Here is a 21,924-nt window from a genome sequence, read left to right on the forward strand (position 1 = left end):
AGATCTATCCAATGAATTAGAACGTAAAAAAGCATGCGCAGGCATGCTTTTTTATTTACTTTGAAACTTACCTGAAGTTTGAAATTACTCAGGTTTCACCGCGACCACGGTCATTTCAACCAGCACTTCTGGCTTATACATTTTCGCTTCTACACATGCACGGGGTAAGGCTTGAATGTCTGAACACCAAGCATCCCAAACTTCATTCATACCTGCATAATCATTTTCAATGTCTTTAAGGAAAATAGTCACAGACATAATATGAGATTTATCCGTACCTGCATCTGCTAAAAACTGATCAATAAAATCTAAAGTTTGCTGCGTTTGACCTTTAATATCTAGACTTGTATCTGAAGCCAATTGACCAGCCAAATGAACCAAATTTCCTGAAATAGCCACTTCAGAAAAACGCTTTGCTACGTGTAGACGTTGTACAGCCATGCGAATGCTCTTAGAAACAAGTGTATAGGTATTTTACGTGAGGCGTTTGCATTCTGCAAAGTCAGACTTAAGCCATTTCGTGATGTTGGATTTATATTGAAAACGAGACAATTTTTTTAACACACCTTTTAGCCGTTTGATGCTTGATGGTGCTGGACATAATCATAGCAACGAGTGCGGGAATCAAAACAGCCTACAGCCAAATACGGTGTGACATACGCGGCCCAAAGCCATACCGACTAAAGCACCAACTACATATATGCTTTTATGCGAAATTTTGTCTGAGATCCATGCAAAAAATGCAATACTGAATCATCTGATCACCCCAACCATAAGCTAATATTCAGAAATAACTGCTTATCCATACTCAAATTATAGTTTGAATCGTTGAAGCAAACTTAGCGACCATACATGGGATGAGTAGCGCTGCCAAGCGCAATGTAATAATCTACAATAAGGCTCTAAAGTATTGGCTTAGTGGCTGAAAAATGGGAAGTTTTTGAAGGAGGGCTGGTTTTTTCTTGAAGTACAGAAATATAAGGTGCAGTTTTTATACAAAGAGAGAACCCATAAGATATATCAGAGGGTCCTGCAATATTCGGATTGATTGTCACGCCAATTGCAGGACTGGTATGCTCAAAATATAGATGATCTTTGGGCATCTCAGCATATACATGGATAATGTATAGCGCGAATTAGATTACGCTAAAAAAGCCGATTTTGGATAAATTTTTGCTTTTTTTTTATTCTTTTGCATAAAATTTAAACATTTTTAGGCTGGTTTACCAAAGTGAAAGTTGTGAATCTGCTTGTTTTTCCGAGAGCCCATACACCCCAACACCAATTAAACGAAACTGATGATCCTCCGAAATATGCATTTCTGCCAACAAATAATGCAGAATTTGTTCCAGCTCTTGCTTCGAATTTAAGGGCTGTTTAAAGCTTTTACTGTGCTGTAACACATGGAAATTTTTAAGTTTAAGTTTGACGCTGACGCCGCGTGCATGTAGTTGTTTCTTTTCTAAATTGAGCCAAACTCGCTCAAGCAAATCATGCCAAAACGGTGCGCACTGTATAAGGTTAAAGTCCTGATCAAAAGTAGTTTCTTTAGAAATTTGTTGACGTTTGCGCTCTGTTTGCACTGGACGCTCATCAATGCCTTGCGCATATAAAAACAGTTGTTTGCCGTACTTGCCAAAATGATGCATCAGCACTGCTTCTTCAACTTGCTGTAACTCCCCCAAAGTTTCAAGTTGTAAGACTTTGAGTTTTTCTTGCATGACTTTACCTACGCCCGGAATTTTTTTTAAGGGTAGATGTTGAATAAAGTCCTGAACTTGATGCGGTTTAATCACACAAATGCCATTGGGCTTATGCCAATCTGAGGCAATTTTGGCAAGAAACTTATTCGGTGCAACTCCAGCTGAAGCGGTTAAACCGGTGGTTTTAAAGATGTCTTCTCGAATATGCATGGCAACTTCGGTGGCACTGGAAAGCTGTTTAAAGTTTTCAGTTACATCAAGATATGCTTCATCTAAAGAGAGTGGTTCAATTAAAGCTGTGTACTGCTGAAAAATGTGATGAATCTGCTGAGAAAAGTCATGATACTTTTGAAAATGAGGTTCAATCACGACCAATTGTGGGCATAACTTCCGTGCTTGACCCATCGACATGGCCGATCTTAAGCCAAAGGTACGAGCAGGGTAGGATGCTGCTGCAATCACAGCACGAGGATGGTGTGATGAGATCACCACAGGCAAGTGTCTTAATTCAGGACGCTCCAAAAGTTCAACAGAGGCATAAAATGCATCCATATCAATATGTATAATTTTTCTCATAAATCATTAAATAATGTGTAGATATTGCTTTAGTTTAACGCAATTATGGCATATTCGAGCGCCGTTAAAATAGCTTCACGTCAATGGATGTCTTGAGGATATTTGCTACAATCGTCTATCTGAATTAGAAGTGAATAATCATAAAGTTTTGATTAATCTTGAACAATTTTTGGCAGTGGATACAGTTTGTTTTCTTCTAAAAAAGCTTGCCATGCATCATGGTCACCATTGAAAACATTTAAATCCACAGGGGTAGAAATGCCTTTAATTTTGCCTTGGTTGGTGTGTTGCCAGAACAGCCATTTAGGCTCACCTTTTAGCTTGGGTTTACCTTGATATTCGCGAACCCAAAGCGGTACTTGGTCAAATTGTCCTGCAAGCACAATGTTATAAAATGATTTGGAAATATAAAAAATCGGTTGCTTGCCATAATGCTGTTTTAACTGATCATGCATGTCTTGAATTTCAAGTAATAGCTGATCTTTAGAATAGGTATTAATACAGTTGCTGTCATATTCAAGGTCAATCACAGGTGGTAAGGCATCGACTTTCTGGGGTACGGTGGCTATAAAGTTTTGTGCTTGAATATTACCGTCGCGGCAGAGTCTATAAAAATGATATGCACCGACTAAAAAACCATGCTCACGCGCCTTGAGCCAATTTTCTTGGAATTTACGGTCTTTAAAATCTCCCCCTTCAGTGGCTTTGAGATAGACAAACTTAAATTCTTGCGGTGAAATTTGCGACCATTGAATCTCATTTTGGTGATGCGAAACATCAAAGCCTTTCACTGGATATTCTTGAGCAGAGGCAGGCTGAGTAGGGAGGCCAAAAAAGAAAAACAGCGCTGAAATACACAGCAGAAGCACACCCACAACAGATGCGAGTAGAGTATAAGGCTTAATCTTATTTTGTTTTTTTTGTAGTTTGGCTTTGGACATAAGTCTTGCAAATGGATAACAACGAATGCTGAGTATGATAGCGTGATCTGCATGGACAGACCACGAACTTTGCGTAATTGAGGTGAGTTAGTCTGCGGTCTCTTTGGGAATTTGCCAGAAAATAATCGCTGTGATCAAATTAATACAACCGAGCAAAATTAATGTGATATGAAAGGCAGTCGCAATATTTTCAGCGCCGACATAGGCAGTAAAGACGTTGATTAAGGTTCCCGCCAATGCCACACCAATACTCATCGACAGCATCATGATCATGGACAAGAAACTATTGCCACTACTGGCATCCTGTTGAGGCAGATCTTTAAGGGTTAAGGTGTTCATCGAGACGAATTGTAAAGAATTAAGTACACCAAAGACAAAGAAATGCAGCGCACGTATCCATGTTGGTGTATCTGCTGTGGTCAGTGCAAAACTGGCGATACAAGCGCCGACCAACAAAGTATTGACCAGTAGTACATTTCGGTAACCAAAGTGCTGAATAATATGACGAATGATTGGTTTAGACGCCAAGGATCCCAGTACTGTCGGAATCATCAATAAACCGGTAATAAAAGGTTCGAACCCAAATGCCACTTGCAACATTAACGGGATCATAAAAGGCATGGCATTGCCACCTAAACGAGCAAAAAAGTTGCCTAAGATGCCAATAGCATAGATTCGATTACGAAAAAGTTTAGATTGAAACAGTGCATTGCTATGTGTGTGCGCATGGAAGGCATACCAGAGCACAGCAACAATACCCGTCATTATCAGTCCAATGCTCCACCACAGACTCAAATAAGGACTGGCAAAGTTTTCAATGCCCAAGCACAGCCCGACCATGGCGATGACCAATAGAATAAATCCCCAGAAATCAAAGCGAGCAACATTCGGTTCAGTCACATTCGGCATGGCTTTAAAGGTCAGCAGTACCCCTAAAATGCCAATTGGAAGATTGATTAGGAAGATCCACTCCCAGGTCATGTATTCAACCAGCCAACCGCCTAAGGTTGGACCGATGAGCGGGCCGATCAGTCCTGCCAGACTCATGAGGCTCATGGCGGCTAGAAATTGCGTTCGGGGAATAATTTTCAGCATGGCCAAACGCCCAATCGGCAGTAACAGCGCACCGCCAATGCCTTGAATCACGCGGAAAAATAACAGCTGATTTAGACTGTTCGAAAAAGCACAGCCCAGTGATGCGAGGGTGAAAATAATAATCGCTGAAAAGAATGTATTTCGCACGCCAAAACGATCTGCAAGCCAACCACTTAAAGGGATACATGCAGCAACAGACAATACATACGCTACGACTACACTGTGCATATTGAGCGGGTCTTCATTCAGACTTTGTGCAATAGCAGGTATTGCTGTGTTAATAATGGTCGTGTCCAGACCTTGCATAAAAAATCCAATCGACACTAGAAAAACCAAGAGTCGAAATTCGGGCTGTAATGCTTGATGGTTGGGGGTGCTATTCATAACAACGCGATATAAATTGTTTTAAATAGTGTAAATCAAAGCGTTAAAGCTTGGGTTTACAATTCGTTATTCCATACAGAAATCTATAGAGGAGTCAACTCAAGTATATTTGACTCATATATGGCGTAAACAAAAAAGAGCCATCGGGCTCTTTTGAAAGTTGAAATCTGTAATTTAGCTTAAATGAATTAGACCACAAAGCTATGCGGTGATTTAAGGTTGGCTAGTCCATCTAATATTTGTTCAGATTGTTCACACACAATAATTTTTGCACGATGTTGAAGGGGTAAAAAGCCTTCTTGCACGGCATGATCCAGCTGCGCAATCAAAGCATTATAGAAACCATTGACGTTATAGATAATGATTGGTTTTTGATGCTGGTTGAGCTGTCCCCAAGTGGCAATTTCCAAAATTTCTTCAAAAGTGCCAAGACCGCCGGGTAGGGCAACAAATGCACTGGCACGCTCTGCCATCATGGCTTTACGTTCATGCATGGTTTGAACCACATGCAGTTCCGTGAGTTTGCTATGGGCAATTTCATAGTCCAACATGAACTCTGGAATCACGCCAACCACCTCACCACCTTGGTCAATCACGCTATCTGCGACTTGACCCATGAGTCCAATGCTGGCGCCGCCGTAGACAATGCCTAAACCACTTTTGGCAATATTTTCAGCCAAGGCAATGGCTTTTTCTTTATAAACGGGATTATGTCCAAAACGTGAACCGCAGTAGAGCGCAATTAAACATTGTGTGGCTGTGCGGGTATGGGGTGTGGTTGCGTTGAGCGCAGAGGTCTGAGCAGGGGTATTATTTTCAGTTGAGGTGTTTTTCATGCGCATATTGTCGATATTCGTTGTTTCAGTGCTGTCTTTTTCAATCATTACTTCTGGGAGTGCGGTATTCATAAATAATCATTCACCTTCATTTTTAGACTTTTCTATTGGTCTCTACATTAAGTAAGAATAGTGACAACTGAACAGATATATTGAAAGAGATTTGCAATAATTTGTAGTGAAAAGAAAAAATGATTGATAAACCCAATCTTAGCAAAATCAAAAAAGCGTGAATTTCGAGAGAATTTTTTCTATACTGAACATCTGTTTCACAACAATTAAACCATTATGAGTCGTGATAGACATCGCTCTATAAGATCAAATATTCACACATCCTCTCTTTTTTCCCATTCGTCATGTGCTGGCTGCAACGCGATTTTGAGTCCTATGAAGTTTAGGCCAAATCCGCAAGGAGCATTGTCATGATTTTTGAATGGATGTCTGATCCTTCTGCTTGGGTCGGTTTGGCCACTTTAATTGTTTTAGAAATTGTTTTAGGGATTGATAACCTCGTTTTCATTGCCATTTTGGCGGAAAAACTGCCACCTGAGCAACGCGAAAAAGCCCGTATTATTGGTTTGGTCTTGGCATTGGGTATGCGTTTGATTTTACTGGCGTCTATTGCTTGGATTGTCACGCTCACCCATCCGATTTTTTATCTCTTCGATCATCCATTTTCAGTTCGAGATCTGATTTTGATCTTTGGTGGGATATTCTTACTGATGAAAGGAACGCTCGAATTGCATGAGCGCCTTGAAAGTAAGGTGGTGGTGAAAGACGACAATCCTGCTCATGCAATTTTCTGGATGGTGATTGTTCAGATCGTGGTCTTGGATGCGGTATTCTCACTGGATAGCGTGATCACCGCTGTGGGGATGGTGAAAGATCTTTCAGTGATGATGATTGCGGTGATCATTGCAGTCGGCATTATGCTGTGGGCATCCAAAGCGCTGATGGCATTTGTAAATAAACATCCGACCGTGGTGATTTTGTGTCTATGCTTCTTAATGATGATTGGTTTTTCTTTGATTGTGGAAGGTTTAGGTTTCCATATTCCGAAGAGTTACTTATATGCTGCGATTGGTTTCTCTGTTCTGATTGAATTCTTGAACCAATTGATGCGTCGTAACCAAGAAAAAACCGTCACCACTCATGATTTACGTTTTCGTACTGCATCTGCTGTAATTCGTATGTTGGGTGGAAAGAGTAACGGTGCATCTGAACAGCAACATCAAAATGAAGATGTTTTGACCACCCAAGCACTCGCAGATGACATTTTTTCAGATCAAAATGCAGTTTATCAAAGTGTGATGGTTCAAGGTGTATTGGGACTGTCTGAGCGTCCTGTAAAGTCAGTCATGACACCGCGCCCTGAGCTTGAATGGATTGACTTAAATGATGATGTGAACACCATTAAGTCGCAAATCTTGGCCATGAAACATTCGCGTCTAATTGTGGCACGCGGTGAACTGGACAATATTTCTGGGGTGGTGTTGACTCATAATATTTTGAAAGATTTCATCGAATTTGGTCAGTTCAACTTTGACAAACATGTGCGTGAACCTGTGATTGTGCATGAAAGTGCGCAGGTGTTGATGGTGATGGAACAGCTTCGGCAAGCACCGTTACAAATGGCGATTGTGCTGAATGAATATGGCTCGATTGAAGGCATTGCCACGCCAATTGATATTTTAGAGGCAATTGCAGGTGAATTCCCGAATGAAAGTGAGCTTGAAGCAGCGGTTGAAAGCTTAGAAGATGGTTCTTTAATCATCGAAGGTTCAACCGACATTCGTCACATTTCATTATTGCTCGATCGAAATTTAGTCGACGATTCTGAACAGTACTCGACCCTGTCAGGCTATATCTTGTTTCACTTGGGACATTTGCCAAACAGCGGTGAACGCTTTGAAGCCGAAGGTTATATTTTCGAAGTGGTGACCATGGAAGGGCACAAAATTGAAAAAGTGCATATCCGGCTAAATGAAGCCATCGAATAAGCTGAAGTCTTCGAACCTAATCTAAAAACTGGGTTAAAATAGCACGTTTAAACGTGCTATTTTTTTGGAAATTTTATGTCTGAACTTGCCTGTCCGTGTGGTTTAGGGCTTTATCATCAGTGCTGTGCGCCTTTGCATTTAGGGAACACCCAAGCCCAATCAGCAGAGCAGCTGATGCGATCGCGTTATAGTGCATTTGCAAAGCATGATGTCGATTATATTCTCAAGACCACAGCAGTAGGACAGCAGTCAGCACTTGATATGACAGCAATTGTAGACTGGGCAAAGTCCAATCAATGGCTTCAGTTGGAAGTCGTTCAAGCAAATGAAAAAATTGATAAAAATCATGGAAAAGTAGAATTTAAAGCACATTATCATGATGGTAAACAAGCGCAAATCCATCATGAAGTTTCTCATTTTGTGAAGTTTCAACAGCAATGGTACTTCCTTGATCCGACCACAGATCAACAGATCACCATGAAACAGAATTGTATTTGTGGATCTGGGAAAAAATTTAAGCAATGTTGCGCGCAATTTGTGTAGTTTTTTTCCGAATATGTCATAGAATAATGCGCATCAATTACCCTCAATGGAAGAAGGGCGATGCTACTTACCGTTATTTATATTATTGCTATTACGGCAGAAGCCATGACAGGGGCATTGTCTGCGGGTCGGCGTAGTATGGATTGGTTTGGTGTGACTATTATTGCCTGTGTCACGGCCTTGGGCGGTGGTTCAGTACGGGATGTATTACTTGGGCATTATCCATTGACTTGGGTGAAACATCCTGAATATTTGGTATTAACCTGCTGTGCCGCGCTATTTACCATTTTTATTGCCAAGTGGATGCGCCATTTACGCTCTGTGTTCTTGCTACTTGATGCACTCGGTTTGATTGGCTTTACCATCATTGGTTGTCAAATTGCTATTCAAATGGAACAAGGCTTTGTGGTCTGTGCGGTAGCTGGTGTTCTGACGGGCGTGTCGGGTGGTATTTTACGCGATATTTTGTGTAACGATGTACCGCTGGTCTTCCGCCGTGAACTGTATGCCAGTGTTTCATTTGTCGCAGTGATTTTTTATTGGGGCTGTATTCAGCTTGGATTCCCACAGGACATCACTATTATCTCGACCTTAATTTTCGGTTTTTCACTGCGCTGTATCGCGATTTACTTTGGTTTGGAAATGCCGAAATTTATTTATAAAGAAGATGATGAACACTCCGCCTCTTCAAAAGATGCATCATAAGATTGATTTTTACGGAGTGAGATCATTCGCTTCTCAATCTCATCAAGGCGTGTAACAAAGCAGTTAAATTTCAGAATAATCGAATCTATCTAGGATTATGCGGTTATTCTGAGCGCTAGATTTGATAAAAATATTGATAATTATAAACCCTGTTGCGAACACGGCATTTTCATATTCAGTTATTGCTCAGCAGTAAATACAGAGATCTTGATATGGATTTAATCTCACGCGTACAACGACTCCCGATTGGCAAATTCCATTACACCTTACTTTGGGTGATTGGTTTGGGCTGGATGTTTGATGCCATGGATACAGGATTGATTTCCTTTATTTTGGCAAAAATGGCGGAAGACTGGCAGATGTCACCTGCTGAAAAAGGTTGGGTGGTCTCAATTGGTTTTGTCGGCATGGCGATTGGCGCAGTCTGTTCAGGCGGATTGGCAGATCGGATTGGGCGTAAAGCTGTGTTTGCTGGCACATTGGTCATCTATAGCCTTGCAACCGCAGCTTGTGCTTTTGCACCAAATTTAACCTGGCTGTTGGTATTTCGTTTTGTGGTGGGTTTGGGGTTAGGCGGACAACTGCCTGTTGCTGTGACCCTAGTCAGTGAATATATTCCTGCGCATGTACGTGGTCGTTTTATTGTCCTTTTGGAAAGCTTTTGGGGACTAGGCTGGTTGGTGGCAGCACTAGTGTCTTATTTTGTCATTCCAAAGTTTGATTGGCAGATGGCTTTTTTATTGGGTGGATTACCTGCGCTGTATGTCTTTGTCATTTTAAAGAAAGTACCTGAATCTATTCCGTATTTGATTAACCGTGGGCGGATTGACGAAGCACATGCATTGGTACAAAAAATTGAGCGCCAGTGCGGTGTAGAAGTCATTGAAAAAATTGAAGTGAAAGCAGTTTCAAGTCAAAAAAATATCTCATTTCGTCAGCTCTGGACGGGGGGCTTTGCACGTCGTAGTTTAATGCTGTGGCTGATTTGGTTTGGTATTGTGTATTCATATTACGGTATTTTTACTTGGTTACCGAGCCTTTTGGTCAAAGAAGGCTATACCATTGTTCAGTCTTTTGAATATGTCTTAATCATGATCTTGGCGCAGTTGCCAGGTTATGTGGTGGCAGCATGGCTGGTGGAGAAACTGGGACGTAAACCGACGTTGGCTGGTTTTATCGGCTTTTGTGCGGTTTCTGCTTATTTCTTTGGACAAGCCGATAGCGTTGCGACCATTATGTTCTGGGGCTGTCTCATGTCCTTCTTTAACTTGGGTGCATGGGGTGTGTTGTATACTTATACACCAGAGCAGTATCCGACCAATATCCGTGCCTTTGGTTCAGGCTGGGCGGCAGCCGTGGGGCGTATTGGGGGGATTGTTGCACCCTTAGTCGTAACGCATATGATGGTGGCTGAAAATGGCTTTAGTCATGTATTTATGATGTTCACCGCAGTTTTACTGACCGTGGCTTTTGTGATTGTGATCTTGGGTGAAGAAACCAAAGGCAAAACCTTAGAATCCTTAGGCATGTAAAAGTGATCTATCGCTGCTTTTTCCATTGATCAGGCAGCGAGAAATGGATACTTTTACGCCATAAGACGTACCATAAGACATAAATTGTCGCAGTGTGTTACTTGACACTCTTGTGCATCAGCATCCTGCGACTTAGCATACCCCCTAGACACAAGAAATATTTAAAAGGACGAAAGGTTTTATGACAAGCCTTGCGCATCAAGCCACAGAGAACCGTTCTGTCGCAGAATTTACTGAACAAGCTTATCTAAATTATGCCATGTACGTGATTATGGATCGTGCATTGCCCCACATCAGTGACGGTCTCAAGCCCGTACAGCGTCGTATTATCTACGCCATGAGTGAACTTGGGCTAAAGCATACAGGTAAGCCAAAAAAATCTGCACGTACAGTCGGCGATGTACTGGGTAAGTACCATCCGCATGGTGATTCAGCGTGTTATGAAGCCATGGTGCTGATGGCACAGCCTTTTAGTTATCGTTATCCTTTCATTGAAGGACAAGGTAACTGGGGTTCACCCGATGACCCGAAGTCGTTCGCCGCCATGCGTTATACCGAAGCTAAGCTGTCTCAATATAGTGAAGTCTTATTGTCAGAGCTTGGGCAGGGCACCTGTGACTGGCAAGACAACTTTGATGGTTCAATGAAAGAACCGGTCAATTTACCTGCGCGTGTACCGAATATTTTGTTAAATGGTACGACGGGTATTGCGGTGGGTATGGCCACCGATATTCCACCGCACAACTTACGTGAAGTGGTCAAAGGCACGATTGCCTTAATTCGTAACCCGAATTTAACTGATGAAAAAATTGCAGAATATATTCCTGCACCAGATTTACCGACCAAAGCTGAAATTATTACTCCACCTGAAGAATTATTGAAAATTCAAAGTACAGGTCGTGGTAGCTACCGTATGCGTGCGGTATTTAGCATTGAAAAAAATGAAATTGTGATTACTGAACTGCCCTATCAAGTGTCAGGATCAAAAATCATTTCTCAAATTGCAGATCAAATGACAGCGAAGAAGTTGCCTTTGGTCAGCGATGTGCGTGATGAATCAGATCACCAAAACCCGACTCGCTTAGTCATCGTACTGCGTTCCAACCGTATTGATGCTGAAGCCGTGATGAGTCATTTGTTTGCAACGACTGATCTTGAGTCAAGCTATCGCGTCAATATGAACATGATTGGTGCAGATGGTCGTCCACAAGTGAAATCGATTCGTCGTATTTTGCTCGAATGGATCGAGATTCGTAAACAAACGGTCACACTTCGCCTGCAATATCATTTAAACAAGATTGAAAAACGCCTGCATATTTTGGGTGGTTTAATCGTTGCGTTTTTAAATATTGATGAAGTGATTCAAATCATTCGTGAACAAGATCAGCCAAAACCTGTGTTGATGGAACGTTTCGGACTCGATGAAATTCAAGCCGAAGCCATTTTAGAACTCAAACTTCGTCATTTGGCCAAGCTTGAAGAAATGGAGATGCGCCGTGAGCAAGAGGAGTTAGAGGCTAAAGCGGCGATTATCCGTGAACAATTGGGTAATCCAGAGTCTCTCAAAAATCTGATCATTGGTGAACTTAAAGATGATGCAAAACGTTATGGTGATGATCGTCGTTCTCCAATCGTAAAACGTGCAGAAGCTTCTGCAATTAGTGAACAAGATTTAATGCCTGCAGAACCAGTCACGGTTATTTTATCTGAAGCGGGTTGGATTCGCTGTGCGAAAGGGCATGATGTGGATGCGATCAATACCAACTTCCGTGCAGGCGATAAATACTTAAGCCATGCACAAGGCAAATCCAATCAGAAAGTCTATGTGCTGGATGACGCTGGACGTAGTTATGCCTTAGCCATTAACAACTTACCGTCTGCACGTGGTTTGGGCGAACCTTTAAGTTCGAAACTTTCACCTGCAAATGGGGTGGGGTTTAAACAAATTTTCATCGCAGATGATGAAGCTGAAATTTTAGCGGTCAGCTCAACAGGTTATGGCTTTAAAACGCAGGCGAGACAACTTGATACCAATGCAAAAGCAGGTAAAGCTTTCTTAAGTTTAAGCGAAGGTGCAGAAGCGCTGCCTTGGCACGGGGTAGAAGATAGTACCCATGTTGCCATCTTGAGTTCGTCAGGGCGTTTACTGGTGACGGATTTGTCAGAATTGCCAATGCTGAATAAAGGTAAAGGCAATAAATTGATACAATTGGATGCAAGTGAACGAATTTTATCCATAACCACACTTAATTTAAATGAAATAATTCATGTGGTTGCTGGGCAACAGCAGTTAAAGCTGAAGGGTGATGATCTTCAAAAATATGTAGCGAAGCGTGCGACGAAAGGTCAATTGCTACCACGAGGATATCAAAAAGCAAATAAACTGTTCATTCAAAGATAACACTAGCATCTTTTAAGCAAAATACGTTATATATGAAGCGTATTTGTTAAGATGGATGCTTTATTGAGCACAAACAAGTTAAATAATATGCTCAATATCGAGAAGAACAGTTTAAAACCAAGGATTACTAATTGGAGAACATGGCATTATGGAAAAGATCTGGTTCGCTGAATACCAAAAAACTGGGATTCCAGAAACTGTAGAATTACCACAGGAAAATACGTCTCTTATTGATATTTTCGAGAGTAATTTTAAAAAATTTGGTTCACGTGATGCATTTATCTTCATGGATAAAACATTGTCGTTCAATGAGCTTGATGTTGCTAGTCGCCAATTTGCTGCCTATTTACAAGGTTTAGGTTTAGCAAAAGGGTCGCGAGTTGCAATCATGATGCCAAATGTTTTGCAATATCCAGTCGTGGCACTTGGTGTATTGCGTGCAGGTTTGGTGTTGGTCAATGTAAATCCACTTTATACTGCACGTGAACTTGAACATCAGTTAAATGACTCTGGCGCAGAAGGGCTAGTCATTATTGAAAACTTTGCATCTGTTTATCAAGCAATTATTGGTAAAACAGCCGTGAAGCATGTGATTGTTGCATCTGTGGGCGATATGCTCGGTGTACTTAAAGGTACATTGGTGAACTTTGTTTTACGTAAAGTACGTAAACAAATTCCAGCTTGGAACATTCCTGGGCATGTGACTTTTAACGCTGCGATGGCAAAAGCCAATCCAAGCAATTATAAACGTCCAGTGGTCTCTTTAGGCGATACTGCAGTTTTGCAATACACAGGCGGTACAACAGGTGTGTCTAAAGGTGCGGAGCTGACCCATCGTAACTTGGTGGCGAACCTGCTTCAAGCTGATGGTATTTTCCAAAGTAAATTTGGTAAGCAAGATGGCGCGAAAGATGATCGTATCTTCTGTGCACTCCCGCTTTATCACATCTTTGCATTTATGGTGTGCGCACTTTACGGTATGTATAAAGGTCAGGCAAACGTCTTGATCCCAAATCCACGTGATTTGCCTGCAGTTGTAAAAGAACTGCGTAAATACCAACCGGGTTTTTTCCCAGCAGTAAATACATTGTTCAATGCACTGGTGAACAACGAAGAATTTAAACAGCTCGATCACAGTAAATTGGTGATGGCAATGGGCGGCGGTATGGCGGTATTACCTTCGACAGCTGCGGCTTGGAAAAAGATTACAGGCACCAATATCATTGAAGGGTATGGTCTGTCTGAAACTTCTCCAATTGCAACGGCGAATCCACCTGCTTCTGAAGAATTTAGCGCAAGTATTGGTATTCCATTACCACTTACTGACGTTGCGATCTTAGATGATGATGGGAATCATCTGGCTCAAGGTGAGCAGGGCGAAATTTCAATCCGTGGTCCTCAAGTCATGAAAGGCTATTGGAATCGTCCAGATGAAACGGCTAAAGTCATGACCGCAGATGGTTATTTCCGTACCGGTGATATCGGGGTTATGGACACACGTGGTTATTTCAAAATTGTCGATCGTAAAAAAGACATGATTTTGGTGTCTGGCTTTAACGTCTATCCATCTGAAATTGAAGAAGTCATTGCCACACATCCAAAAGTTTTGGAAGTGGCTGCGATTGGGGTGACAGATGAAAAATCAGGTGAAGTGCCTAAACTTTTCGTAGTGAAAAAAGATCAGTCTTTAACTACAGAAGAAATTCTAGCATTCGCGAAAGAAAATTTAACGGGCTATAAACGTCCACGTTATGTTGAATTTATGGATGAATTGCCGAAATCAAATGTGGGTAAAATTTTGCGTAAAGATCTACGTAAATAATTGAGCTCTTTAAAAAAAGCGCCTTAAGGCGCTTTTTTTTGTCTCTGTAATTTTATCTCATTAACCAACGGTCGAAATATGGACGCCCAATGCCGAGAATCCCAGTGAAAGTCAGCATAGTACCCATGTGACGACCGACAGCGGAAGGTGGAAGTTGTCCTGAATAACTGAAATAAATATCGACCAGACTATACGCTGCTATAAAAGACAACCAAAGCCATATACTTTGGCGCTTAATGCCCACCGCCAAAAATGCAATCAGGAGCATGACAAACGTGCCAATAGTTGATTGCCAATTCATATTGGCACAAATCACACTGAGTAAAAAAGCCAGAATGGGTAAGACAATGTACATGACACGGTCCACTTGTTTTTGGTGCTGACGCTGTTGATCTAACACGTTAAACAGGTCTTTTTGGTCGGGATTTGTCATGCTATGTCCACTCATCATTTTCAAAAACACCATAATTTAGCAAAAATTATCGCATATACACCATGCTATGATAGGTCAGAAAATCATTATTTGGATATAAAATTCATGCATGGGATTGATGGCATCATTTATTTAATTTTAATTGCCTGTTTAATGCCGTATGTTTTTACCATTCTCGCGAAGATAACGGGTGGTTTTAGTATCAAAGATAACCAAAACCCGCGTGAGTTTTTAGCCAAAACCTCGGGATTGGCGGCACGTGCCAATGCAGTGCAACAAAATAGTTTTGAAAGCTTGCCCTTATTTATTGCGGCTGTTCTCATGGCAGAATACATGGTGATCAGTCAAGACCTGATCATGATGCTGGGGATTGCTTATTTAGTGCTTAGAATGATCTATGGTATTTGCTATTTGGCCAATTTATCGACGTTAAGATCAATCATTTGGTTCCTGTCCATGACCTGTCCAATTTTGTTGTTGCTTATTGTCATCCGAACCGTCTAAACACAAATCGGACGACACGATCACCAATTTTATTCTGCAAATTGTATAATCGAATGCTGATTGCTTGATAAAGCGTTATAATCGAAAAAATTTCACTGAACACTTCACTGTTAAAGAGTTTGCTATGAGCTACAGTAATATCCCTGCGGGTAAAGATGCACCAAATGATATCTATGTAATTATTGAAATCCCTGCAAATGCAGCGCCAATCAAATACGAAATCGACAAAGATTCTGACGCGTTATTTGTAGACCGTTTCATGGGTACAGCCATGTTCTATCCAGCAAACTACGGTTATGTACCGAATACATTATCGCTTGATGGTGATCCATTAGACGTGTTAGTGGTTACCCCATATCCAGTTGAGCCAGGTTCAGTGATTCGTTGCCGTCCAGTCGGCAAATTGAACATGGAAGATGACGGTGGTATCGATGCGAAACTAGTTGCTGTTCCGCATGAAAAATTGACTCCAATTTACAAAGATGTTCAAGAATATACAGATCTTCCGCCGCTTTTGATCAGCCAAATCGAACATTTCTTCCAACACTATAAAGATCTTGAACTAGGCAAATGGGTGAAGCTCAGTGGTTGGGAAGGTGCTGATGTTGCGAAAAAAGAAGTACTCAGCTCAATCGCAGCTTACCAAGAAGCCAACAAATAATGGCTTTTTGACATTAGGTTTTAAAATTAGGATCTGAATAAAATATAAAGAATCTAAATAAACAACCTAAATAAAAAAACCTGCACATGGTGCAGGTTTTTTTATGGACTAGACTAGACTTTACTTAAAATTAAAATAATTTCACAGGAATATCTAACCATAAACGCCATTCATTGGTATCACCGATATAAGCACTTTGGTAGTCATCGCTTGCACGGTAGTAAGAATGACGAACACGTAAGCTTGCATCTTTTGCGAAGCCTGATTGAATTGTATATTTCACTTGGTTGAAGAATTCACGTTCCTGAGCATCATCAGTTGCAAGTAATGAGCGGTCAGCCAAGCCAGCAGACACATCAATATCCCAACCATAAACAAATGCTGAAGTCCAAGAAAGACCAGGAACATTCAAAGCGCCAAAGTCATAGGTATATTGAAGTTGTACAGATTTTTCATCATTACCAATAAAGTCTGAAAGGTAAGAGTTAGGTAGATAGATAGTTTGACCACCATCGCCTACACCTTTACCTAGACCATAGTCATAACCTGTGTTACCTGTATTTTGTTGGTAAGCAACCATGACATTATGAGGGCCAGTATTATAGGTTGTAGAAATAGCCCAAATATTATTGCTTAAATTATTGAAATCATTAGACGTATGTGAGTAGGTATATGCGCCACCTGAAGGAGTTGCATCCCACTCAGTGTGATAACCACTGAAGTCGTATGTTAAAGTACTTTTATCCGCTAATTTATGTGAATAATTGGCATTCACATAATGACGATCTAAACGATCTTTAATATCAGTACCGTAATATGCTGCATTAATTTGATCATTAAATTTATATTTAGCACCCCAAACAATCGCGCTATCTAGCTCATTACTGTCTGTAGAGATTTGATCAGAATATTGATTTTTAGTGAATTTACCTGCAATCACTTCTAAGTTTTCGATCTCACGGCTTTTAGCGAGTACACCCGTGAAATATTCAGGAACTAGACGAGCTGTATTACTTGCAAGAACAGGTAAGTCTAATACTTGAGTACCATATTCTACAGTCGTGTTAGAAATACGTGCTTTAACACTTGCGCCACCACGTGCCCAATGATCATAAGCAGAACCATCTTCATATTTTGGAATCATGTTGTTGCCAGCATGATCATTTTTACCTAATTTGAAAGATGCATCACCAACAGCATTTACACCAAAGCCGACCAGACCTTTTGTGTAACCCGACTCTAATTTAACAATTGCGGTTTGTGCTGTAGAGCTGGTGTCATCTACACCATTTTTTTTGTCACGGTGTAAGAAGCCAGTGCGAAATAATACCGATCCTGTAGCATCTTCAACAAAGCCTTTGGCTTCACTTTGTTCGCTTGCATAAGCTGTAGAAATTAGAGCAGCTTGAATAAATAATACCAATGTTAATTTTTTTGATTTTTGCATTGGGAGAGCGCCTCATACAAAATAGGTGGATGGTGTGGAAAAATTGTATACATAATGTATAACAAAATATCAGCTATTATTCATTTTATTTCATAAAAACGTTATGAGATCTTGGTATATAGCCGCATTGATTTAAGCGAAACAAAAGGATATTGATTCAGTATTAAGGGGATTTATAATAAAAATGAATGATTTAGATTTTTTTTTGATGTTAAATTTTTTTGAGTATGACTCTCTAGTCGATTTAGACTGTGTGAAAAAATACTTAGATTTTTGTGAGACTGTACTTTTTTTCGTTTTTTTTATGGGATTTTCATTAATAAATATACCGATTATTCAAAAAGCATTATGATCGCATCCAATCAAAATCGAACCCCAGATCAAAGGATGATTATGCAATCTGTGTTGAAATATTCATGTTTAGCATTCGTGCTGTCTTTAAGCTCAATCTCTGCTTTAGCCGCACAAGAAAATGTTGAGCACGGTGTGCTTTCAGGCAGCATCGGTGCAGTCACCAAGTATGTCTACCGTGGCGGTGTAGAAAATGATGACATTGCTTTTCAGGGTGGTTTGCAGTACGCGCACAAGAGCGGTGTATTTGTAGGCTATTGGGGTTCAACGCTGGATTATGATTCAACAGATGAACATAAAGATCATGGTTTTGAACATGATTTTGCAATAGGTTATGCCAACAAAATTAATGAAGATTTAAGTTATAGCACTCAAGTTACTGCTTTTGTATATCAAAATGGCGGTCGTTCATACAATGCAGATCGTACTGAAAGCCGTAGAAGTACAGGCACAGAATGGTTCACAGCATTAGATTTTAAAGACTTAAGTTTAGGATTGGGTGTTGCACTTTCCGATGCCAACTATGGTAATGCAGGGGACGTGTACTTAAGTGCAGGGTATGGCTATCCATTGATTTATGATATTTCATTGAACACCAGCGTGGGTGCTTCTATTTATAATGACAATCGTGATGATGATCTGATTCAAACCACAAAAACGTTTGTCGTAAATGAAACCCGATTAGGTTTGAGCACGCCACTGGCTGATTCTGGTGTTGATATTGCATTGGATTACATTTGGGGTGGAAAAAACCGTCTCAATGAAAAATTTGATGATCATTTAGTGTTTGCAGTAAATTATAGTTTTTAATTAAAATTTGGATTCAAAAGACGTGTATTTTCAGTAATGGAAATGCACTTTTTTATGCGCGATGTTATATTTCGACTGTAAAACAGCCTTAAAAAGAAGCATCTTTTCAATAAGTGTGCCATTGTAAATCATACGATTTTTATTCAATGCATATCCTTAATTTCATTGATTAAGAAATAAATAGATTTAATTTAAATGGAAAATAATTTTTAAAAAACAGTTGGATATGAAATTTAATCCATATTGGAATTGTTCATAATTTAACAATAAAATTTTTTGGCATAGCAATTGCTAATTCCCCTATGCGTTTATCAAATTAACCATAAAAAGCATCGATTCACGATGTGGGGGAATCAACAGTATGAAATTTACATTGAAAGCACTAGGACTCTCAGTTGTCGCATCTGCATCATCATTAACATTTGCTGAAGCTCCGGCTTCTCCACATAGTGTTTCTGGAAATATTGGTGTTCTTTCTAGTTATAACTTGCGCGGCATCACTAATGTTCCTGAAAACAAAGATGCCACTATTCAGGGTGGGCTAGATTATAGTCATGCTTTAGGCTTCTATGCAGGTTGGTGGGGTTCAACCCTTAACTATGGATCTGATAATGGAAGTGAATTCGAAAATGATTTTTATGCAGGATACAAAGGAACCATTAATGATGATCTCAGCTACACATTAGGGGCTACCTATTATTACTATTATGACATTGGGACGAGTGACGCAAATGGCTTTGAAACCATGCTTGGATTAACCTATAAAGATGTCAGTTTTACCATGCAAACATTACTTGAAGATACGATTTGGGGCAATACTGGCGATACCTATTTTAAAGCTGTTTATAGTTATCCATTGCCGAAAGATTTTAGTTTAGATACTGCACTTGGTCTGTATGCCTATAAAGATACAGGTGATTTCATTTCAGACTCATCTGAAAGTTTTGGATTCCGTCATTTCGATATTGGTTTAAGCAAAACATTGGCAGATACTGGTCTTACCGCAAATATGAATTACACTTTAGGCGGTTATGACCGTAACGATGTTAAGCAAAAAAATAAAGTCGTATTTGGTCTTAAATATGGATTTTAATATTTAGGCAGAATCTGTATTACCAAAAGGCGACGTTGAGTCGCCTTTTTTTGAAGAGTTAGGAGTGCTGACTTCGATAAGACAGTGCTTCAGTCAAATGACTATTTTGTATAGATTCACTTTGAGCCAAGTCAGCAATGGTACGCGCAACACGTAAAATACGATGATATGCCCGTGCAGATAAATTTAAACGCTGCTGTGCGGTGGCCATAATGCGCTGAGCGGCATCATCCAATTGAACAAATTTTTCCAATTGCTGGGGAGAAAGGGCTTGGTTTAAGAAGCCTTGTCTTGCAATTTGTAATTCATAGGCAAGAATTACGCGTTGTCTGACGGTTTCCGAGTTTTCAACTGGCTTTGTATCTTGTAAGTCTTGCGGGTTGAGTGGTGGAACATCGATATGTAAATCGATACGATCCAGTAATGGTCCTGAAATTCGGTTCTGATAACGTTTGATAGATTCAGCCGAACACTGACAACGACTGTCCTGATTAAAAGCATAACCACATGGACAAGGGTTCATTGCAGCAATAAATTGAAAATTGGCGGGGAAAGTCATCTGCCTTGAAGCACGCGAGATCACGATTTCTTTGGATTCTAAAGGTTGCCTTAAAACCTCTAAGACCTTTCGGTCAAACTCAGGTAGTTCATCTAAAAATAACACGCCCAAATGCGCCAAGGTGATTTCACCCGGTTTTGGATGTGAACCTCCACCAACCAATGCAACAGCAGATGCCGTGTGATGTGGTGCTCGAAAGGGGCGCTGACCAAATTGATGTTGTGCACTGGCAATCGAGTAGATACTCGCGACTTCTAAATTTTCTTGAGCATTGAGTGGCGGTAAAATACTCGACAGACGAGAAGCCAATAAGGTTTTACCCGTCCCCGGAGGACCTTTAAATAAAATCGAATGCCCGCCAGCGGCTGCAATTTCCAAAGCACGCCTAGGTCTGAGTTGACCTTTAACATCCGCCAAATCAAATTTATATTCATTTTTTTTATGTGTACTGTTGGATGAAAATGCATCAATTTCGTGCACTTTTAAAAAATGATCACAGACCTGTTTTAAACTCGATGCTGAAAAAACCTTAAAATCAGGTAATTGTGCGGCTTCTTCAGCATTTTCAAGTGGAAGCATGAGTTTATGTTGAGCTGCTTGGCATGCCATGGCAATGGTTAAAGTACCCGATGCTGCTCTGAGATGACCGTCTAATGCCAATTCACCAATAAATTCGAAGTCATCCGTGCTGTTTTCAGGTAATTGACCCGATGCAATCAAAATGCCCAAGGCAATGGGCAGATCAAGCCGAGAGCCATCTTTGGGTAGATCTGCCGGAGCGAGGTTAATGGTTAAGCGTTTAGTCGGAAATTGAAAACCACTGTTAATGATCGCGGAGCGAACCCGATCCTTACTTTCTCGAACGGCAGCTTCGGCCAACCCGACAATAGTGAGAGAGGGCAGACCTTGGCTGACATGTACTTCAACTTCGATCTGCGGGGCATGTAAACCCAGTAAGCCTCGAGTGTAAATTTTGGCAAAAGACATAGTGATCGACCATTTATAATGTTTTTTATTAAACTGCTTTATTTTTAATCATTATTGCTGCTTTATTGCACACTCATGGTGCATATTTTTAATTTTGCTTTGAAATTAAGACTTCCAGTGTTTTGACTTGTGCCTGAAGCTGACTTAAACGTGCATTGGCATTTTCAAGTGCTGTCTTTTGGCGCTCAATTTCGTCTTTAGAAACCAGATCCATTTTCGCAACGGCTTCATTTAAAAGTGCACGAAGGTTATGTTCCAAGTCTTTTTTAGGTTGATCAACTTGTTCCAAAATGGCATTTAATAATGTTTCGATCATGACAGGTCCCGAATCTTCTTGTTTTTACAGTGTAACATCGCTTTTATTTTGACCCTAGTATTAACTGATTAAGATGCATTTATCCAATCATTAATATAAAAAAATCGCTTAATTTTGTAGGATTTTTAAAGCTTAAACTCATCAGGATGTATAAAATAGGATATAAAGACCCTCGTGCTTAAACCGACTAATTCCCCCAACCTTTAGGACGTTTTGGCACGGAAT

General features: G+C 40.4%; 19 protein-coding genes. 10 read left to right on the forward strand and 9 right to left on the reverse strand.

Annotated features, from left to right (window positions below; translation table 11 throughout):
- Positions 1 to 84 precede the first annotated feature (84 nt).
- From AMD27_RS00815 to AMD27_RS00835, 5 genes are all read right to left on the reverse strand, one after another.
- Positions 85 to 441 (reverse strand): RidA family protein, encoded by a 357-nt coding sequence (locus tag AMD27_RS00815; protein WP_067655047.1) that lies wholly within the window; start codon positions 439 to 441, stop codon positions 85 to 87.
- Positions 442 to 1,223: 782 nt separating this feature from the next.
- The gene (dinB, locus tag AMD27_RS00820) at positions 1,224 to 2,279 is read right to left on the reverse strand and encodes a DNA polymerase IV (RefSeq protein ID WP_067655049.1); all 1,056 of its coding nucleotides are present in this window, start codon (positions 2,277 to 2,279) and stop codon (positions 1,224 to 1,226) included.
- A gap of 152 nt (positions 2,280 to 2,431) precedes the next feature.
- Positions 2,432 to 3,220 (reverse strand): GH25 family lysozyme, encoded by a 789-nt coding sequence (locus AMD27_RS00825; protein ID WP_081405894.1) that lies wholly within the window; start codon positions 3,218 to 3,220, stop codon positions 2,432 to 2,434.
- A gap of 87 nt (positions 3,221 to 3,307) precedes the next feature.
- Positions 3,308 to 4,699 carry a multidrug transporter subunit MdtD gene (mdtD, locus tag AMD27_RS00830; RefSeq protein ID WP_067655052.1) on the reverse strand — a complete coding sequence of 464 codons (1,392 nt, stop codon included), beginning with the start codon at positions 4,697 to 4,699 and terminating at the stop codon, positions 3,308 to 3,310.
- Between the two features lie 188 nt (positions 4,700 to 4,887).
- Positions 4,888 to 5,535 carry a TIGR00730 family Rossman fold protein gene (locus AMD27_RS00835; RefSeq protein WP_067662640.1) on the reverse strand — a complete coding sequence of 216 codons (648 nt, stop codon included), beginning with the start codon at positions 5,533 to 5,535 and terminating at the stop codon, positions 4,888 to 4,890.
- Positions 5,536 to 5,957: 422 nt separating this feature from the next.
- Here AMD27_RS00835 and AMD27_RS00840 point away from each other — a divergent pair, with 422 nt between their 5' ends.
- The 6 genes from AMD27_RS00840 (at position 5,958) to AMD27_RS00865 (ending at position 14,538) form a co-directional block, all read left to right on the forward strand.
- The gene (locus AMD27_RS00840; RefSeq protein WP_067655055.1) at positions 5,958 to 7,535 is read left to right on the forward strand and encodes a TerC family protein; all 1,578 of its coding nucleotides are present in this window, start codon (positions 5,958 to 5,960) and stop codon (positions 7,533 to 7,535) included.
- Positions 7,536 to 7,610: 75 nt separating this feature from the next.
- The gene (locus AMD27_RS00845; protein ID WP_067655058.1) at positions 7,611 to 8,078 is read left to right on the forward strand and encodes a YchJ family protein; all 468 of its coding nucleotides are present in this window, start codon (positions 7,611 to 7,613) and stop codon (positions 8,076 to 8,078) included.
- Between the two features lie 60 nt (positions 8,079 to 8,138).
- Positions 8,139 to 8,783: a trimeric intracellular cation channel family protein gene (locus tag AMD27_RS00850; protein ID WP_067655061.1), complete on the forward strand. Its 645-nt coding sequence runs from the start codon at positions 8,139 to 8,141 to the stop codon at positions 8,781 to 8,783.
- Positions 8,784 to 8,995: 212 nt separating this feature from the next.
- A complete protein-coding gene (locus AMD27_RS00855) occupies positions 8,996 to 10,315 on the forward strand; it encodes an MFS transporter (protein WP_067655064.1) in 1,320 nt (439 codons plus the stop codon).
- A gap of 181 nt (positions 10,316 to 10,496) precedes the next feature.
- The gene (gene parC, locus AMD27_RS00860; protein ID WP_067655067.1) at positions 10,497 to 12,716 is read left to right on the forward strand and encodes a DNA topoisomerase IV subunit A; all 2,220 of its coding nucleotides are present in this window, start codon (positions 10,497 to 10,499) and stop codon (positions 12,714 to 12,716) included.
- A gap of 148 nt (positions 12,717 to 12,864) precedes the next feature.
- On the forward strand, positions 12,865 to 14,538 hold the full coding sequence (locus tag AMD27_RS00865) for an AMP-binding protein (protein WP_067655071.1): 1,674 nt from the start codon (positions 12,865 to 12,867) through the stop codon (positions 14,536 to 14,538).
- 52 nt (positions 14,539 to 14,590) lie between these two features.
- On the opposite strand, the gene AMD27_RS00870 is transcribed toward AMD27_RS00865, so the two are convergent.
- A complete protein-coding gene (locus AMD27_RS00870; protein ID WP_067662643.1) occupies positions 14,591 to 14,971 on the reverse strand; it encodes a hypothetical protein in 381 nt (126 codons plus the stop codon).
- 105 nt (positions 14,972 to 15,076) lie between these two features.
- On the opposite strand from AMD27_RS00870, the gene AMD27_RS00875 reads away from it, so the two are divergent.
- Together AMD27_RS00875 and ppa are read left to right on the forward strand one after the other, a co-directional pair.
- Positions 15,077 to 15,475: an MAPEG family protein gene (locus AMD27_RS00875; protein ID WP_067655074.1), complete on the forward strand. Its 399-nt coding sequence runs from the start codon at positions 15,077 to 15,079 to the stop codon at positions 15,473 to 15,475.
- Positions 15,476 to 15,599: 124 nt separating this feature from the next.
- Positions 15,600 to 16,136, forward strand: a complete 537-nt coding sequence (ppa, locus tag AMD27_RS00880; protein WP_067655077.1) for an inorganic diphosphatase — start codon at positions 15,600 to 15,602, stop codon at positions 16,134 to 16,136.
- A gap of 130 nt (positions 16,137 to 16,266) precedes the next feature.
- Here the strand turns inward: ppa and AMD27_RS00885 are convergent, their stop codons facing one another.
- On the reverse strand, positions 16,267 to 17,583 hold the full coding sequence (locus tag AMD27_RS00885) for an OprD family outer membrane porin (RefSeq protein ID WP_067655080.1): 1,317 nt from the start codon (positions 17,581 to 17,583) through the stop codon (positions 16,267 to 16,269).
- 393 nt (positions 17,584 to 17,976) lie between these two features.
- Here AMD27_RS00885 and AMD27_RS00890 point away from each other — a divergent pair, with 393 nt between their 5' ends.
- Both AMD27_RS00890 and AMD27_RS00895 read left to right on the forward strand, forming a co-directional pair.
- Positions 17,977 to 18,744 carry a TorF family putative porin gene (locus tag AMD27_RS00890; RefSeq protein WP_067662646.1) on the forward strand — a complete coding sequence of 256 codons (768 nt, stop codon included), beginning with the start codon at positions 17,977 to 17,979 and terminating at the stop codon, positions 18,742 to 18,744.
- A 361-nt stretch (positions 18,745 to 19,105) separates the two neighbouring features.
- Positions 19,106 to 19,837, forward strand: coding sequence for a TorF family putative porin (locus AMD27_RS00895; protein ID WP_067655083.1), 732 nt, complete (start codon positions 19,106 to 19,108; stop codon positions 19,835 to 19,837).
- A gap of 58 nt (positions 19,838 to 19,895) precedes the next feature.
- On the opposite strand, the gene AMD27_RS00900 is transcribed toward AMD27_RS00895, so the two are convergent.
- Together AMD27_RS00900 and AMD27_RS00905 are read right to left on the reverse strand one after the other, a co-directional pair.
- The gene (locus tag AMD27_RS00900) at positions 19,896 to 21,383 is read right to left on the reverse strand and encodes a YifB family Mg chelatase-like AAA ATPase (protein WP_067655085.1); all 1,488 of its coding nucleotides are present in this window, start codon (positions 21,381 to 21,383) and stop codon (positions 19,896 to 19,898) included.
- 88 nt (positions 21,384 to 21,471) lie between these two features.
- Positions 21,472 to 21,699 (reverse strand): accessory factor UbiK family protein, encoded by a 228-nt coding sequence (locus tag AMD27_RS00905; protein ID WP_067655087.1) that lies wholly within the window; start codon positions 21,697 to 21,699, stop codon positions 21,472 to 21,474.
- Between the last annotated feature and the right edge of the window lie 225 nt (positions 21,700 to 21,924).

The sequence above is a fragment of the Acinetobacter sp. TGL-Y2 genome, assembly GCF_001612555.1.
Taxonomy (GTDB): Bacteria; Pseudomonadota; Gammaproteobacteria; order Pseudomonadales; family Moraxellaceae; genus Acinetobacter.